At 66.3% G+C, this 15,846-nt stretch carries 14 protein-coding genes; 6 read left to right on the forward strand and 8 right to left on the reverse strand.

The features are described 5' to 3' along the window. Positions 1-22: 22 nt before the first annotated feature. From M0L44_RS07950 to M0L44_RS07960, 3 genes are read left to right on the forward strand one after another with little or no spacing between them, the layout of a single operon-like run. Positions 23-877 carry a thymidylate synthase gene (locus M0L44_RS07950; protein ID WP_252769103.1) on the forward strand — a complete coding sequence of 285 codons (855 nt, stop codon included), beginning with the start codon at positions 23-25 and terminating at the stop codon, positions 875-877. A gap of 10 nt (positions 878-887) precedes the next feature. Continuing rightward, positions 888-1,403 carry a dihydrofolate reductase gene (locus M0L44_RS07955; RefSeq protein WP_256490161.1) on the forward strand — a complete coding sequence of 172 codons (516 nt, stop codon included), beginning with the start codon at positions 888-890 and terminating at the stop codon, positions 1,401-1,403. Between the two features lie 10 nt (positions 1,404-1,413). Continuing rightward, positions 1,414-1,989: a DUF4337 domain-containing protein gene (locus M0L44_RS07960; RefSeq protein WP_252769104.1), complete on the forward strand. Its 576-nt coding sequence runs from the start codon at positions 1,414-1,416 to the stop codon at positions 1,987-1,989. A 13-nt stretch (positions 1,990-2,002) separates the two neighbouring features. On the opposite strand, the gene M0L44_RS07965 is transcribed toward M0L44_RS07960, so the two are convergent. Then, on the reverse strand, positions 2,003-5,143 hold the full coding sequence (locus tag M0L44_RS07965) for a bifunctional diguanylate cyclase/phosphodiesterase (RefSeq protein ID WP_252769105.1): 3,141 nt from the start codon (positions 5,141-5,143) through the stop codon (positions 2,003-2,005). A gap of 69 nt (positions 5,144-5,212) precedes the next feature. On the opposite strand from M0L44_RS07965, the gene xth reads away from it, so the two are divergent. After that, a complete protein-coding gene (gene xth, locus M0L44_RS07970) occupies positions 5,213-5,986 on the forward strand; it encodes an exodeoxyribonuclease III (protein WP_252769106.1) in 774 nt (257 codons plus the stop codon). A 39-nt stretch (positions 5,987-6,025) separates the two neighbouring features. On the opposite strand, the gene ntrC is transcribed toward xth, so the two are convergent. From ntrC to M0L44_RS08005, 7 genes are all read right to left on the reverse strand, one after another. After that, positions 6,026-7,567, reverse strand: a complete 1,542-nt coding sequence (gene ntrC, locus M0L44_RS07975; protein WP_252769107.1) for a nitrogen regulation protein NR(I) — start codon at positions 7,565-7,567, stop codon at positions 6,026-6,028. Between the two features lie 15 nt (positions 7,568-7,582). Beyond that, positions 7,583-8,677 carry a nitrogen regulation protein NR(II) gene (glnL, locus tag M0L44_RS07980; protein ID WP_354004104.1) on the reverse strand — a complete coding sequence of 365 codons (1,095 nt, stop codon included), beginning with the start codon at positions 8,675-8,677 and terminating at the stop codon, positions 7,583-7,585. Between the two features lie 19 nt (positions 8,678-8,696). Beyond that, positions 8,697-9,149 carry a hypothetical protein gene (locus tag M0L44_RS07985; RefSeq protein ID WP_252769108.1) on the reverse strand — a complete coding sequence of 151 codons (453 nt, stop codon included), beginning with the start codon at positions 9,147-9,149 and terminating at the stop codon, positions 8,697-8,699. Positions 9,150-9,299: 150 nt separating this feature from the next. After that, the gene (gene glnA / locus M0L44_RS07990) at positions 9,300-10,715 is read right to left on the reverse strand and encodes a type I glutamate--ammonia ligase (protein WP_252769109.1); all 1,416 of its coding nucleotides are present in this window, start codon (positions 10,713-10,715) and stop codon (positions 9,300-9,302) included. A 293-nt stretch (positions 10,716-11,008) separates the two neighbouring features. Continuing rightward, a complete protein-coding gene (locus M0L44_RS07995; RefSeq protein WP_252769110.1) occupies positions 11,009-11,797 on the reverse strand; it encodes a competence/damage-inducible protein A in 789 nt (262 codons plus the stop codon). Between the two features lie 40 nt (positions 11,798-11,837). After that, positions 11,838-12,695 (reverse strand): EI24 domain-containing protein, encoded by an 858-nt coding sequence (locus M0L44_RS08000; protein ID WP_252769111.1) that lies wholly within the window; start codon positions 12,693-12,695, stop codon positions 11,838-11,840. Positions 12,696-12,758: 63 nt separating this feature from the next. Continuing rightward, positions 12,759-13,571: a TIGR00266 family protein gene (locus tag M0L44_RS08005; protein ID WP_252769112.1), complete on the reverse strand. Its 813-nt coding sequence runs from the start codon at positions 13,569-13,571 to the stop codon at positions 12,759-12,761. Between the two features lie 120 nt (positions 13,572-13,691). Here M0L44_RS08005 and M0L44_RS08010 point away from each other — a divergent pair, with 120 nt between their 5' ends. Both M0L44_RS08010 and M0L44_RS08015 read left to right on the forward strand, forming a co-directional pair. Further along, the gene (locus tag M0L44_RS08010) at positions 13,692-14,435 is read left to right on the forward strand and encodes a hypothetical protein (RefSeq protein WP_252769113.1); all 744 of its coding nucleotides are present in this window, start codon (positions 13,692-13,694) and stop codon (positions 14,433-14,435) included. Positions 14,436-14,497: 62 nt separating this feature from the next. Beyond that, positions 14,498-15,775 carry a pectin acetylesterase-family hydrolase gene (locus M0L44_RS08015; protein ID WP_252769114.1) on the forward strand — a complete coding sequence of 426 codons (1,278 nt, stop codon included), beginning with the start codon at positions 14,498-14,500 and terminating at the stop codon, positions 15,773-15,775. Positions 15,776-15,846 lie beyond the last annotated feature (71 nt).

Below are 15,846 nucleotides of genomic sequence, written 5' to 3' on the forward strand. Positions count from 1 at the left end.
GCCGCCCTGCCGATCTGCCGCCATGACCTCCTCCGCCACGCCCAGCGCGCCGCGCCCCGTCCGCCACCAGTACGAGGACTTCATGCGCCATGTGTACGAGCATGGCGTGGCCAAGGGCGACCGCACCGGCACCGGCACCCGCAGCGTGTTCGGCCACCAGATGCGCTTCGACCTGAACGAGGGCCTTCCGCTGGTGACCACCAAGAAGGTCTACCTGCGGGCCATCATCGTCGAGCTGCTGTGGTTCCTGCGTGGCGACAGCAATGTGAAGTGGCTGCAGGAGCGCGGCTGCACGATCTGGGACGAATGGGCCCGCGAAGACGGCGACCTCGGTCCGGTCTACGGCGTGCAATGGCGCAACTGGCCCACACCGGACGGCCGCCACATCGACCAGATCAGCGAGGTGGTGCGCACGCTGCGCAGCAACCCCGATTCGCGCCGCATCATCGTCAGCGCCTGGAATGTGTCCGACCTGGACCGCATGGCCCTGATGCCCTGCCACGCGTTCTTCCAGTTCTACGTCTCGCCCGAACTGGGGCCCAACGGCAAGCGCAAGCTCAGCTGCCAGCTCTACCAGCGCAGCGCCGACATCTTCCTGGGTGTGCCGTTCAACATCGCCAGCTACGCGCTGCTGACCCACATGCTGGCCCAGCAGTGCGACCTGGACGTGGGCGACTTCATCTGGACCGGCGGCGACTGCCACATCTACGACAACCACCTGGAGCAGGTGCAAACCCAGTTGGCGCGCGAGCCCCTGCCCTACCCGGTGCTGAACATCAAGCGGCGCCCGGCCTCGATCTTCGACTACGAGCCCGAGGACTTCGAGGTGCTGGACTACCAGCACCATGCGCCGATCAAGGCCCCCGTCGCGGTCTGAGGGGGCCACGATGATCCGTCCTACCGTGCTGGTCCTGATCGCCGCGGTGGCCCGCAACGGCGTGATCGGGCGGGACAACCAGTTGCTCTGGCACCTCCCCGAGGACATGGCCCACTTCCGCGAGACCACCCGCGGCGCGCCGGTGATCATGGGCCGCAAGACCTGGGAATCTCTGCCGCCGCGGTTTCGTCCGCTGCCGGGGCGTCGCAACATCGTGCTCAGCCGTCAAGCTGGCGGTGTGGCCGAAGGCGCCGAGGTGGTTGCCAGCCTGGACGAGGCCCTGCTGCGCCTTCAGGCATCACCGCAGGCTTTCGTGATCGGCGGCGAACAGCTCTACCGCCTGGCTCTGCCACGCGCCGACCAGCTCGTGCTCACCGAACTCGACCGCGACTACGAAGGTGATGCACATTTCCCGCGCTGGGACCGCGATGCCTTCACCGAAGTCGACCGCCGTCCCGCGCAGTCCGCACCAGCCGACGGTCCGGGCTATGCCTTTGTCACTTACCAGCGGCGCCCAGGCGCCTGAAACAGCCACCATGTCCGACCACGGCTTCCACGTCCACGGCCCCCACGATCACGAACTGGAGCACGCTGCCCATGCCGACCCCGGTGGCATGGCCGGGCAACTGGCGGTGGTGACAGCCATCCTGGCGACGGTGGGTGCGCTGTTCTCCTACATGGGCGGTGCCGCCCAGGCCAATGCTGTGCTGGACAAGAACACGGCCGCGATCAAGAAGACCGAGGCCTCGGACCAGTGGAATTACTACCAGGCCAAGAGCAGCAAGCAGAGCCTGGCCGAACTGGCCGCCCTGCTGGTGCCCGAAGACAAGCGGGCCGACTACACGCAACAGGCCCAGCGCTACAAGAACGAGAAAGAAGAGATCAAGTCCAAGGCCGAGGCACTGGAGCAGGAATCCAAGGACTGGGACGACCGGTCCGAACAGCAGCTGCACATCCACCACCGCTGGGCCCAGGCCACCACCGTGCTGCAGGTCGCCATCGCCATGGCGGCCATCGCCATGCTGACGCGGCGCCGCTGGCTGGAATGGGCCACGATCGGCGGCGGCGTCCTGGGCGCCGCCATCGGCGTGGCCGCCCTGCTCCACCTGTGACCTCAGCCAGAGCTCAGGCGGGAGCCAGGGCCCCGCGGGCCCCGATCCAGCGGGCCAGCTCGTCGGCCGGCATCGGCCGGCCATACAGATAGCCCTGCAGCTCGTCGCAGCGGGCCAGGGTCAGTGCCTGAGCCTGCTCCCCGGTTTCCACCCCCTCGGCCACCACGGTGAGGCCCAGCGTGTGCCCCAGGCCGATCACGGCATGGATCACCGCCAGATGGGTGCTGTCCTCCAGCATGCCCAGCACGAAGGACCGGTCGATCTTGAGCCGGTCGATGGGGAAGCGGTTGAGGTAGTTGAGGCTGGAATAGCCGGTGCCGAAGTCATCGATCACCAGCCCGACGCCCAGGGCCCGGATCTCGCGCAGCACCACCAGGTTGGCCTCCACGCTGTCCATCAGCATGGACTCGGTCAACTCCAGCTCCAGCACGCCTTGGGGCACGGCGTAGCGCTGCAGGCAGGCCCGCAGATGGTCCAGCAGCCCGGGGTGCCGCAGCTGCACGGCGGACAGGTTCACCGAAACCTCCCGCGGCAACTGACCAGAACGCTGCCAGGCCTGGATCTGCCGGCAGGCCTCCTCGATGACCCAGGCCCCGATCGGCACGATCAGCCCCGACTCCTCGGCCACCGGGATGAACTGAGCGGGTGAAACAGCCCCCAGTTCCTCGTGGTGCCAGCGCAGCAAGCCCTCCACCCCCACCAGTTCCGCCGTGCCGGCAGCCACCCGCGGCTGCCAGTGCAAGGCCAGGCCGTCGCCCTCCGTGGCCTGGCGCAGCGCCGCCTCCATGCTCAGGCGCTGTTGGGCGCGCTCGGTCATCTCCTGGCTGTAGAACTGCGCACTGTCCCGTCCTTCGGACTTGGCCTGGTACATGGCCGTGTCCGCGTGGCGCATGAGCAGGTCCAGTTCATCCGCATCGTCGGGGTACATCGCAATGCCCACGCTGCAGGAAACATGCAATGCGTGCTCGTTGACCTGGTGGGGCGCGCGGATCAGCGGGATCAGGCGCTGGTCCACCACATGCGCCACCTCGTCCGCGTCATGCACGCCACTGAGCACGATGATGAACTCGTCCCCCCCGAGGCGGCTCACGGTGTCGCCCGCGCGCACCGCATCCGACAGGCGCTGCGCCACCGACCGCAGCACGCCATCGCCCACGTGGTGTCCCAGCGTGTCGTTGATGTCCTTGAAACGGTCCAGGTCGACGAAAAGGAGCGCCACGTGTCCGCCGGTGCGCTGGGCCTGCTGCAGGGCCATGCGCAGCCGCTCGATGCACAGCGTGCGATTGGGTAGGCCGGTCAGGACATCGTGGTGCGCCAGGTACTGGATGCGCTCTTCGCTCTTCTTGCGGTCGCTGATGTCGATCGAGGTGAAGATGTAGTGGGACCAGGCGCCCTGGGGCTCGCGCACGCCACTGACCATGAGCCAGGCCGGAAAGTCGCTGCCGTTGCGGCGCTTCAGGCGCAACTCGCCCTGCCAGGTGCCGCGCTTGGCCACCACCTCCCACATCGTCTCCAACATGGTCGAAGGCACCTGGAACAAGGTCTCGGGTGCCGCGCCGACCACCTCGCCCACATCCCGCCCGGTGGAGCGGTAGAAGGCCTGGTTGGCCGACAGCACCCGCCGGTCGGCGTCGGCGATCAAGATGCCTTCGGACGAGGCCTCGTACACCTTGGCCCACAGCTCCAGGCGCCGCTCCATCAGCTTCAGGTGGTTGATGGGGGTGAACAGGGTCAGCACAGCGTCTTGCCCCTGGTACTCCAGACGCCGTGCCGACAGCACCGCCCAGGCGGTCTCGTGGCCACCATGCCAACGGACCTCGAACTCGTCGACAGCATCGCGGTCGGCCAACTGCTGGAAGAAGCGGGCCCGCACCGAAGGTTCCAGGCTGGTGGCCCAGGGATCGCGACGGCGCCCCGCCAGCCAGGCCTCGGCCGGCGCGTTGGCGTGCAACACCTCGTGGCCGGGAATGGCGGTCACCACGATGGCGATCGGTGTCGCCTCCAGCAAGGCCTGCTGAGCGTGTGCCGCCCGGGCGCTGGCAGCCATTTCCTGCTGCTCTTCACGGGCACGGTCGAGCTCCTCCAGCATGCCGTTGAAGCCCGTGACCAGGCGCCCGATCTCGTCCTGGCTGGACCATTCGGCGCGCAGACTGTGGTCACCCGTGCGCCCGACGGTGTCCACCACCTGGGACAGCCGACGCAGCGGGAAGCGGATCTGCTGCGCCACCATGTAGACCATGCCCAGGATGCAGCCGAGCAGGAACAGCGCCGTGCCCAGATGCAGCCACATGCGGGTGTACAGCCCGGAGACCCGCTCGTGAAGCATCATGTCCAGCGTGTCGCCTGCGCCGCGCCAGGTGTCACGCAACTGCTCCAGCAAGGCCTGCTGGCTGGCCTTCAGCATGGCCTGTGCCGCGATGTCGTCCGGCGCCTCGACCCAGCGCCTGGCCGCGTTGCGGAACCCCTCGATCTGCGCCACCAGGGCTGCCTCGCGTTGGCCTTGCAAGCCTTTGAGCGCGGGGCGCGCGGCCTGGGCCTCTGACCAGTCCGACTGCATGCCCCGCAGCGTGGCGTCAAGCTGCCCTTCGAGCACCAGGTACTGGGTGGCCCGCGAAGCATCGTGATGCTCGGCCAGATGGGCCGCGATGCGGTGCTGTGCCTCCAGCAACTCGGGGAAGCGCAGCACGATGAGCGACATCATGTAGTAGCTGTCCAGGTCCGGATCAAGGATCAGGTTGGACTGGTTGCCCAGGCGGGTCAGCAGGGCGCGGCCTTCACCGATGACAGCGGATGCCGCGGGCGAAGGCTCCAGCGCCGCCACCAACTGCTGGTTGAGTTCACCGCTGCCCATGCCGGCCCCATGCTCCTGCTCCTGCGCCCGCAGCCGCTGCACATGCTGTGGCCAGCTCAGGCGGGGTGCGGCGTCCGCGCCCAGTCGGGCCCCGTCGATCAGGGTGTCACGCAGGGCACTGATGTAGGTATTGCCCGCGATCTCCTTGCGGGCGAAGTCGATGAACAGAAACTTCTCGTTGACCAGGATGCTGGTGACGTAGATCACTGCGCACAGATCCAGCAGATAGATCAGCAGCAGCTTGCGCCCCACGCTCAGCCGCGACAGCAGGCGAGCGAAAGGGTTTCGGGTTGTATCAGGCATAGCGGCAGGTTTAGCAAAGCCCATGCCGCTTCTCGCAGCGCGGTGTGCAGTTTTCGATAGCATGCGCACATGCAATTCGCCACCTGGAATGTGAACTCCCTGGCCGTGCGCCTGCCCCAGTTGCTGGACTGGCTCTCAGCCCACCCTGTGGACGCCCTGGTCCTGCAGGAGACCAAGCTGACCGACGACAAGTTCCCGCAGGCCGAGATCGAGGCCGCGGGCTACCAGGTCGCCTTCCACGGCCAGAAGACCTACAACGGGGTGGCGCTGCTGTCGCGCAGTGCCGCCACCGAGATCACCAAGAACATCCCTGGCCTGGCCGATGAGCAGGCACGGGTCATCGCGGGGACGGTGGGCGACACACGGGTCATCGGCGCCTATTTCCCGAACGGGCAGGCACCGGGCAGCGAGAAGTTCGCCTACAAGATGCAGTGGCTGGAGGCGCTGCAGGCCTGGGTCCGCGAAGAACTGGACCGCCACCCGCAGCTGGTGCTGATGGGCGACTTCAACATCGCGCCGGAAGACCGCGACGTCTACGACCCGGTGGCCTGGGCCGGCCAGATCCACTGCACCCCGGAAGAGCGTGCGCATTTCCAGCAGTTGCTGGGCCTGGGCCTGAGCGACGCGTTCCGCCTCTTCGAGCAGCCCGCGAAGAGCTGGAGCTGGTGGGACTACCGCAACCTGGCGTTCCGTAAGAACCAGGGCCTGCGCATCGACCACATCCTGGTCAGTCCGGCGCTCAAGCCCCGCGTCACGGCCTGCGAAATCGACAAGGCGCCGCGCAAGAACGAGCGCCCGAGCGACCACGCGCCGGTGATCGTCACGCTCGCCGACCAGCCCTGAGGCAGCGTGACAGCGCCGGCCGCACGCGCGGCCGGTGACTCAGTCGTCCAGGGACAGTTCCTGGATCTTGCGGGTGATGGTGTTGCGGCCGATACCCAGCTTCTGGGCGGCCTCGATGCGCCGGCCGCGAGTGATGTGCAGGGCCGTGCGGATCAGCCGTGCCTCGAACTGCCGCGTGAGCAGGTCCCAGACCTCGGGCGAGCCAGACTCCAGCAGACGCCGGGCCTCGATCTCCAGGTCACTGAGCCAGCGCGGATCTCCGCCCAGCCCCTCGGACACGGCGGTCTGCCCCGCGGTGGGCAAGGCACCCACCGGTTGAGCGACCGGCGCGTCCTGCGCAGGCATGCCTTGCGGTAGGCCGCTGGAAACGGGCATGAAGGTCGCTGGCGCCGCGGCCGGAAGGTCCGACGCCGGGGACTGGCTCAGGATCTCGGGCGGCAGATCCTTGCTCTCGATCACCTGGGCCGGGGCCATCACGGTCAGCCAGTGGCAGACATTCTCCAACTGCCGCACGTTGCCCGGGAAGCTGAAGGTCTTGAGGCGCTCCAGCGCCTCGTCGGTGATGCGCTTGGGCTCCACGCCCAGTTCCTTAGCACTCTTCTGCAGGAAGAAGCGGGCCAGGGCCGGCACGTCCTCGGCCCGCTCGCGCAACGGGGGCAGACGCAGGCGGATGACATTCAACCGGTGGAACAGGTCCTCCCGGAAGACCCCATCGCGCACCCGCTGCTCCAGGTTCTGGTGGGTGGCTGCGATGACCCGCACATTGGCCTTGAGCGGCTGGTGACCGCCCACCCGGTAGAACTGACCATCGGACAGCACGCGCAGCAGGCGGGTCTGCAGGTCGAAGGGCATGTCGCCGATTTCGTCCAGGAACAGGGTGCCACCATCGGCCTGCTCGAAGCGGCCGCGACGCATGGTCTGCGCACCGGTGAAGGCACCCCGCTCGTGACCGAACAGCTCGGACTCCAGCAAGTCCTTGGGAATGGCCGCGGTGTTGATGGCGATGAAGGGCCCATTGGTGCCCTGCTCGCCGCGCGGGCTGTGGCGGTGCAGCGCCCGGGCCACGAGCTCCTTGCCCGAGCCGGACTCGCCGGTGATCAGCACCGTGACATTGCTCTGCGAGAGGCGGCCGATGGCGCGGAAGACATCCTGCATGGCCGGAGCCTGGCCGAGGATCTCGGGCACCGGCAGGTTGCGCTCGTCGCTGACCTCCTCGCGCAGGCTCTCCTCCACCGCACGCCGGATGAGCTCCACCGCCTTGGTGAGGTCGAAGGGCTTGGGCAGGTACTCAAAGGCCCCGCGTTGGAAGGCCGAGACCGCGCTGTCCAGGTCCGAGTAGGCGGTCATGATGATGACCGGCAGGTTCGGCAACTGCTCCTTGACCTTGCCCAACAGGTCCAGCCCGGAGCCACCCGGCATGCGGATGTCGCTGACCAGCACCTGGGGTTCGTCGTCGGCCAGCGCCGCCAGCACCTCGCGGGGGTTAGAGAAGCTGCGCACCGGCAGTTGCTCGCGCGCCAGCGCCTTCTCCAGCACGAAGCGGATGGATTGATCGTCGTCGACGATCCAGATGGGTTTCATGGGGCAGTCTTTGCGTCAGGGCAACGGGATCAGGATCTTGAAGACCGTGCGTCCCGGCTCACTGTCGCATTCGATCGTGCCCTGATGCTGCTGGACGAAGGTTTGCGCCAGAGTGAGCCCCAGCCCGGAGCCCCCTTCACGCCCTGACACCAGGGGGTAGAAGATGCGCTCCTTCAGGCTGTCGGGGATGCCTGGTCCGTTGTCCTCGACATGCAATTCCAGTGCCAATCGATATCGCTGCTTGCCAATGGTCACTTGTCGCGCCACACGCGTGCGCAGCACGATGCGGGCGTCGCCCTGCTCAATCCGCTCGTTCAGCGCCTGGCAGGCGTTGTGAACGATGTTGAGCAAGGCCTGAATGAGTTGCTCACGGTCGCCCCGGAATTCGGGCAGCGACGCGTCGTAGTCGCGCTCCACCGACAGCCCGCGCGAGTGTTCGGCCAGCACCAGTGCCCGCACACGTTCGCAGACTTCATGGATGTTCACGTCACCGATCACATGCGGCTTGCGGTGCGGTGCCAGCAAACGGTCCACCAGGGTCTGCAGGCGGTCGGCCTCGTGGATGATGACCTGGGTGTACTCGGTCAGCTCCGGCGAAGGCAGGTCCATGGCCAACAGCTGCGCCGCGCCACGGATGCCGCCCAGCGGGTTCTTGATCTCGTGGGCCAGGTTGCGGATGAGTTCCTTGGTGATCTGCGCCTGACCCATGGCCCGCTCCTCGCGGTCCTGGCGGGTCTGCTGCTCGATCTCGAGCATCTCGACCAGGATGCGCTGGTGGGATGGCTCGGTCTGGCTGACGATCACATGGACGGGCAGCGGATCTGTGAAGCCCACCACGCTGCGGCGCAAGGCGCCCTCGAAGCGGCGTGTGGCAAATTCGTTGCGGGAGACGGCCTGGATGGCCTCGTGCAACTGGGCCGGCTCGCGAAACCAGTCCAGCAGGGAGCTCTTGACCAGCGAGCGCCGGGACTGGCCGATCATGGTCTCCAGTCCGGCATTGGCGTACAGGCAGAAGCCGTCCGGGGTGACCACCGCCACCATGGTGGCCAGCAGGTCGAAGCTCTCCCAGGCCCGGGCCTCGATGGATTCCTGTGAACGAAGCAATTTCACCTTCACGATGGCAGCCGGCTCAGTCCAGCTTGCCCAGTTCGCGCTTGATGGCCGCCACATCGGCCTCCTTGCGCGAGATGGATGCCTTCAGATCGGCGGTGCGATCCAGGTACTTTTGGTAGTTGCGCTCGTCGCCTCGACGCTCGGGCTGGCCGTTGTTGTATTCCTTCTTGAGGGCATCCAACTCGCCCTGCGCCTTGCCCAACTCGTCCGACAGGATGCGCTTGGCATCACTGTCGCGGGCCTTCTGCTCGCTGCGGTCCACCTTGGACTCGGCTCCCGCTCCACTGGCCGGCGCCGTCGATGCGGAGCGCGACTTCGGCCCCGAAATGGTCGTCGGCTCCGTCGCCTCCTTGGCCTTGCAACCCCTCTGGGCAGCCTCCTTGGCGCTCAGCGTGTTGGTGAACACATTGCCCGGGCACACATAGTAGACGGAGCCACTCTGAGCCAGGACCGGCAGCGGCGCCGACATCGCGAGGACCAGAAAGCCAGACGCCGCCAGATGCGTGCATGCGGGGCGAAGCAGAGACGAAGCAAACGACTTCATGAGGGCATTGTCACTCGAAAAAAAAAGGGACGGCAACCGCCGCCCCCTTTCCGTAGAGCATGCCTGCCGTGCAGGTCACAGAGCGTAGTACATGTCGTACTCGACCGGGTGCGTGGCCATGCGGAAGCGGGTCACCTCTTGCATCTTCAGCTCGATGTAAGCGTCGATGTAAGCATCGGTGAACACGCCACCCTTGGTCAGGAACGCGCGGTCCTTGTCCAGGTAGTCCAGGGCCTGGTCCAGGCTGTGGCAGACGGTCGGGATCTTCGCGTCTTCTTCCGGCGGCAGGTGGTACAGGTCCTTGGTGGCGGCTTCGCCCGGATGGATCTTGTTTTCCACGCCGTCCAGACCGGCCATCAGCAGGGCTGCGAAGGCCAGGTACGGGTTGGCCGAGGGATCCGGGAAGCGCGCTTCGATGCGGCGGCCCTTCGGGTTGGCCACGTACGGGATGCGGATCGAGGCCGAACGGTTCTTGGCCGAGTAGGCCAGCTTCACCGGGGCTTCGAAGCCCGGCACCAGACGCTTGTACGAGTTCGTACCCGGGTTGGTGATGGCGTTCAGGGCACGGGCGTGCTTGATGATGCCGCCGATGTAGTACAGCGCGAACTCGCTCAGGCCGGCATAGCCGTCGCCAGCGAACAGGTTCTTGCCATCCTTCCACACGGACTGGTGCACGTGCATGCCGGAGCCGTTGTCACCAACGATCGGCTTGGGCATGAAGGTCGCGGTCTTGCCGTAGGCATTGGCGACGTTCACGATGATGTACTTCTGCAGTTGCAGCCAGTCCGCACGCTCGACCAGCGAGCTGAACTTGGTGCCGATTTCCATCTGACCGGCGTTGGCCACTTCGTGGTGGTGCACCTCGACCGGAATGCCCATCTGCTCGAGCAGCAGGCACATTTCCGAGCGCATGTCCTGGCCGCTGTCGACCGGGGGCACCGGGAAGTAGCCGCCCTTGACGGTGGGACGGTAGCCGGTGTTGCCGTGCTCGTATTCCTTGCTGCTGTTCCAGGCAGCTTCTTCGGATTCAATCTTGAAGAAGCAGCCGGACATGTCGTTGCCCCAGCGGATGCTGTCGAACACGAAGAATTCGGGTTCGGGGCCGAAGAAGGCGGTGTCGCCCAGGCCGGAAGCGCGCATGTAGGCTTCGGCGCGCTTGGCCAGCGAGCGCGGATCGCGCTCATAGGGCTTGCCATCGGTGGGATCGATGACGTCGCAGGTCAGGATCAGGGTGGGCTCTTCGAAGAAGGGATCGATGTTGGCCGTGTTCGGGTCCGGCATCAGCAGCATGTCGGAGGCTTCAATGCCCTTCCAGCCGGCGATCGAGGAGCCGTCGAAGGCATGGCCCGACGTGAACTTGTCTTCGTCAAAGGCGGACACCGGCACGGACACGTGCTGTTCCTTGCCACGGGTATCGGTGAAGCGGAAGTCAACGAACTTGACTTCGTTGTCCTTCACCAGCTTCATCACATCGGCGACGGTCTTGGCCATCAAAAAGGCTCCTGGCGGATGAGTTGTCAACAAGTTGCTCGGAGGATGTCGGGCTGGAAATGGCGCTTGTCTACGACCAGTCCGGGGGCATCACAGCGGGGAAAAATGTAGCAGAAACCATGCCCACAAATGGTGATCCCATTCATCCCAGTCAGGCGCTGAGGCCATCAAGCTGACGCCACAGGACAGACAATGCACCGGCGCAGGCCGTCCATCGGGCTCCACGGCCGAGGAAGCCCCGTTTTGGAATCAGTGTCACCACAATGGTGCATTTAGGATGCACCAAGTTGGAGTCAGTCCGCGGGCTGGACCCGCACCCCCGCCCGGGCCGCCAGGGCCTGCTTCAAGTGCGTGAACGCGGTCGCAGCAGCCTGAGGCGGCCCTTTGACGCCCAGCTCGATGTGCAGCCCACGCTCGGGGTGATCCACACTGGGCAGGCTGAAGACCTTGACGCCGCTGAACCGGGCCTCGATCTCCTCCATCAGCGGCGTGAGCGCAGCCTCGTTGGCCCCGAAGACGTAGAGCGCGTGCTCCTGGTGTTCGGGCGAGCGCAGATCGGTGTAGCGGTGGTCGAGCACCCATTCGATCATCGGGTGGGCCATCACCGGGAACCCGGGCACGAAGTGGACATGGCCCACGGAGAACCCCGGGATCTTGTTGTAAGGGTTGGGAATGAGTGACGCCCCGACCGGAAAGACACCCATGTTCAGCCGGTGCACGTTGTCGGCCCGGTCCGGCTCGTAGGGCACCCCCTGTTCCACGGCCACATCCCGCATGCGCTCCTGGATCAGGGCCTTGGCCTCGGGATGCAGCTGCAGTGGCTGACCACAGGCCAGGGCGGCGCACTGCCGGGTGTGGTCGTCCGGCGTGGCACCGATGCCGCCGCAGGAAAACACCACATCGCCGCTGCCAAAGGCCTCCCGCAGGGCGACGGTGATGCGCTCGCGCTCGTCGCCGATGTAGCGCGCCCAGGCCAGCGAATGCCCGCGAGCGGCCAGCAACTCGATGACCTTGGCCATGTGCTTGTCCTGGCGGCGACCGGAGAGGATTTCGTCGCCGATGATGATGAGACCGAAGTTCATGAGCCGATGGGGATGGACGGTGAGATGGCAGGCAAGCGGCTCAGCCCTGGGCGGAGCCAGGCTCGGCGGGCAAGATGACAGGACCGGCCGAAGCCGGATCACCCGCCTGTACCCGGGCCCGCTGGAGCGCCGCCAGCAGATAGTGGACGAACCACAGACAGGAGAACGCGAACACCAGGGTGTAGAGCCAGATGGACACGGCGATCAACAGCGGTGCCAGGATCAGCGCCATCGCGCTGACGGCCCAGATCAGCGAAGGCGCCGCCCCCAGAAAACCCGAGATCAGGCCGATCAGCAGCAACGGCCAGCGGTGTTCCCGCTGCAGGCTCAGCCGCTCTTCCAGGCTGGCATGCTCGGACAGCGCGTCGTAGGTCATGACCTGGGCGGTGAGCCAGCCCCAGATCATCGGCGGGATCACCAGCGCCAGCGGTGGCACCAACCACAACGGCACCGTGAGGATGAGCGCCACCATGGCCACCAGGGTGAAAAGCCCGGAGCGCCAGGCACTCTCCCAGAGCTGCCCACCCCGCTTGCGTTCCAGTGCCGGGAAGCGCCGCTCGGCCACCAGGCTAACCAGGGCCGGCATCATCAGCAGCGCCACCAGCAGCAGGGACATGACCACGGCCACCGGCACCGCCAGCGCCACGATGATCATCGGCGCCATCACGGCACGGAAACTGGCCCCCACATAGGTGTCCATCCAGCGCAGCACGGCCTCGGTCAGCGCCCAGTTCTCCAACTGGGCACGGACAGCCGAAACCGCCGGCTCCCAGAAGAAGTAGCCCATCACGAGGAACAGACCGCCAGCGATGAGCAAGGGCAACAGGGTCAGCCCGATCACCCGCGGCCGCATGAGATAGGCCGCAGCGCGCCAGAAGGAATCCAGGAGAAGCTTCATGTCATTCAGCGGGCCAGTGAGACCCGCCCTTGGCTCCCCGGTCTGCCCGAAGAGCAGCCTACATCACTCGTCGTCGCCACCCAGCACCGAGCCCAGCAGGCCGCCGGCACCGAAGCCCCCCAGCAGGGAGCCTTCCTCACGCGAGCCTCCCATCTGCGGCGCCGCCGCGAACACACGGCTGGCCAGGCGCGAGAAGGGCAGGCTCTGCAGCCAGACCGTGCCCGGACCGGTGAGCTTGGCGAAGAACAGGCCCTCGCCACCAAACAGCGCGGTCTTGACCTTGCCGACGTACTGGATCTCGAAGTTCACATCGGGCGTGAAAGCCACCACGCAACCGGTGTCGACCAGCAGGGTCTGGCCCGGCTGAAGCTCGCGGCGAAGGACCGTCCCGCCCGCATGCACGAAGGCCAGGCCATCGCCCTCAAGCTTCTGCATGATGAAGCCCTCGCCGCCGAAAAAGCCGACCGACAGCTTCTGCTGGAAGTAGACGCCCAACGACACCCCACGCGCAGCACACAGGAAGGCATCCTTCTGGCACACCAGCATGCCACCGAGTTGGCTCAAATCCATCGGCAGGATCTTGCCGGGATACGGTGCCGCAAAAGCCACCCGCAGCTTGCCGCTGGCCTGGTTGGTGTAGACGGTGGTGAACAAGGACTCACCGGTGATCAGGCGCTTGCCCGCCCCCAGCAGCTTGCCGAACAGCCCGCCGGTCGACTTCGAGCCATCGCCGAACACCGTGTCCATCCCGATGCCTGCGTCCATGAACATCATGCTGCCGGCTTCGCCCACGGCCGCCTCACCCGGATCCAGTTCGACTTCGACGAACTGCATCTCCGAGCCCTTGATTTCATAGTCCACCACATCCATGGCCATCGCGATCCCCTTGGGAGAATGAGTCAGAAGGGGCAGATGGTACCGAAGGCCCATGACCCCGCGCATTCCCATGCGAACTCGGGATGGACCTTTCCATCCCAGACGGCAGACTGCATCGGCATGGACACCGCACCGTCAGGCCAGCCGCCCCTGCTGCGCCGCAACAAGGTCATCTGGCTCTTGAGCGCCATCGCCTTGCTCGTTTTGGTGGTCTGGGTGTCTCGGTCTGTGGCGCGGAGCTCACCTGCACCGGCAGCAGCCACAGGGCAAACGCTTTCCAAGCCGCCCGTTCACCCAGCATCGTCGCTTTCCTGGGGGAGTGCAGCGCCAGGCGCGGGGCAAAGCGCCGAGGCTTCCGTTCCGGATGGGCTCACGGCGCAGGAGTGGGCCCAGGTGCAGCCGGCCCTGGCCAGCGACCCCGATGCAGCGTCGGAACTTCAGCGCATCGGGCGCTGGCTCAGCTTCCAACGCCGGGGGCAGCGCTTCCAGGAAGCGCTGCATCGCCAGGATCACGGCCCCGAAACACAGGCGCTGGCCCGTCGGATCGACGCAGAGATCGACACCCACTTGGCACTGGGCGAATTGAGCGGCCCCGAAGCGCTGGCACTCAAGTCCGCAGTGCTGGGCGAACTGGAACCTGACACGCCAACCCGGGCGCAAACCCTGAGGCAGTGGCGTGAGACGCAGATCGACCGCCATCCCCCAGCCGCGGACCCCAGGGATGCGGCCTACGCCACGGCACAGGCCGAGATCGTCGCCCGCTGGCGCAGCCAGTCTGGCGAATCCCCCAACAGCGATGCGCTCCGGGCCCAGTTGATCCAGGCGCGGGCGCGGGTGTACGGCCCCTCCGCGCCCGCCCCCTGAACCCCGCGCTTTCTGAGCATCCCGCATTGCCGCCCCAAGAAGCCCAACCACGAGGAGACACCATGCGCAGCCCGTTCACCCAAGATCGCTGGACCGCTTCCCGAGTCCGCCGCTGGCTGCTGTGCAGCGCACTGCTGGTCAGTCCCTGGGCCCAGGCAGGCTACTTCACCTGGGACATGGTGGAACTGCCGGCCTCGTCCGGCGCCGCCTGCGGCAACGGCACGCCCTACCGCTTCTTCGTCAACCGCACACCACTGAACCACGACGTCGCCATCACCTTTGAGGGCGGCGGCGCCTGCTGGGACCAGAACGCCTGCGAAGGCAAGGGGGACTATGCCGCGAGCAATCCGGACGGCATCCCACCGGATTACATGAAGTCGCTGAAGTACATGGCCGCGAGGGGCCTGGTGACGCCCTTCTCCTCGCGCCTGGACCCGCTGCAGAAAGCCCGCACCCAGGACTGGAGCCTGGTCTACCTGCCCTATTGCACGGGCGACGTGCATGCGGGCCAGAAGGTGGTCGTCTATGCCGATGCCGATCCCGCCCACCCCCGCGTCGAGCACCACCAGGGCCAGGTGAACATTCAGGCCGCCATGGCTTGGCTGCGTTCCCACTGGGGTCGACCCACGGACCTGCTGGTCGGCGGCTTTTCCGCCGGGGGTGTCGGCTCCACAGTCAACTATCAGACCGTGCGCCAGATGCTGGCACCGTCCGGGCGAAGCAGCCTGCTGGCCGATTCGGGGCCACTGTTCAGCGCCCCACGCGGCAACACCCCACAACAGTCGCCCTCCCTGCCACTGCATGAGCGCATCCGACAGGCCTGGGGGCTGGATGGCCCGAAGGGCATGGTGACGCGACTGGCGCGCACGCTCCCCGGGCTGGACACCAACAACCTGGGTTCAGTCAACGCCGCACTGGCCAACAAGTACCCCCAGGACCGCTTCGGCTACCTCGCGTTCCAGACCGACGGCGTCTTCTCGGGATTCAGCTACACGGACTTCTTCCCTGACATCGCCAACGAGCCCGATCCGGATGTGCGAGCCCAGAAGCTCAACGCACTGTGGCGCTCGGATCTGGCCAACTGGCTCCCCCTGCTCAATGCCGCCCCGAACATCGACTATCACGTCCCCTTCTACCGGGACTTCAACGACAGCCACTGCCTGACCATCGTCGACTTCTCGGGCACGGGGATCCAGGAGCAGGGCCTGGCCGACATCGGCCCCTTCGTGGACAACCTGCTGGACCGTGGGCCAACGATGCGCAACGTCGAGGTCGACCAGGTCAGCGACCTGACCCAGTGGCTCAGTCCCATCTTGCGGCTGCTCAACCGCATCCTTTGAGCACCGCCAAAAGAAAAGCCCTGGAGGAACGCCCCAGGGCTTTCAGGTGAGCCAGCCGACGCATCGGCTGG

This window comes from Ideonella oryzae (assembly GCF_024055665.1).
Lineage (GTDB): Bacteria > Pseudomonadota > Gammaproteobacteria > Burkholderiales > Burkholderiaceae_C > Ideonella > Ideonella oryzae.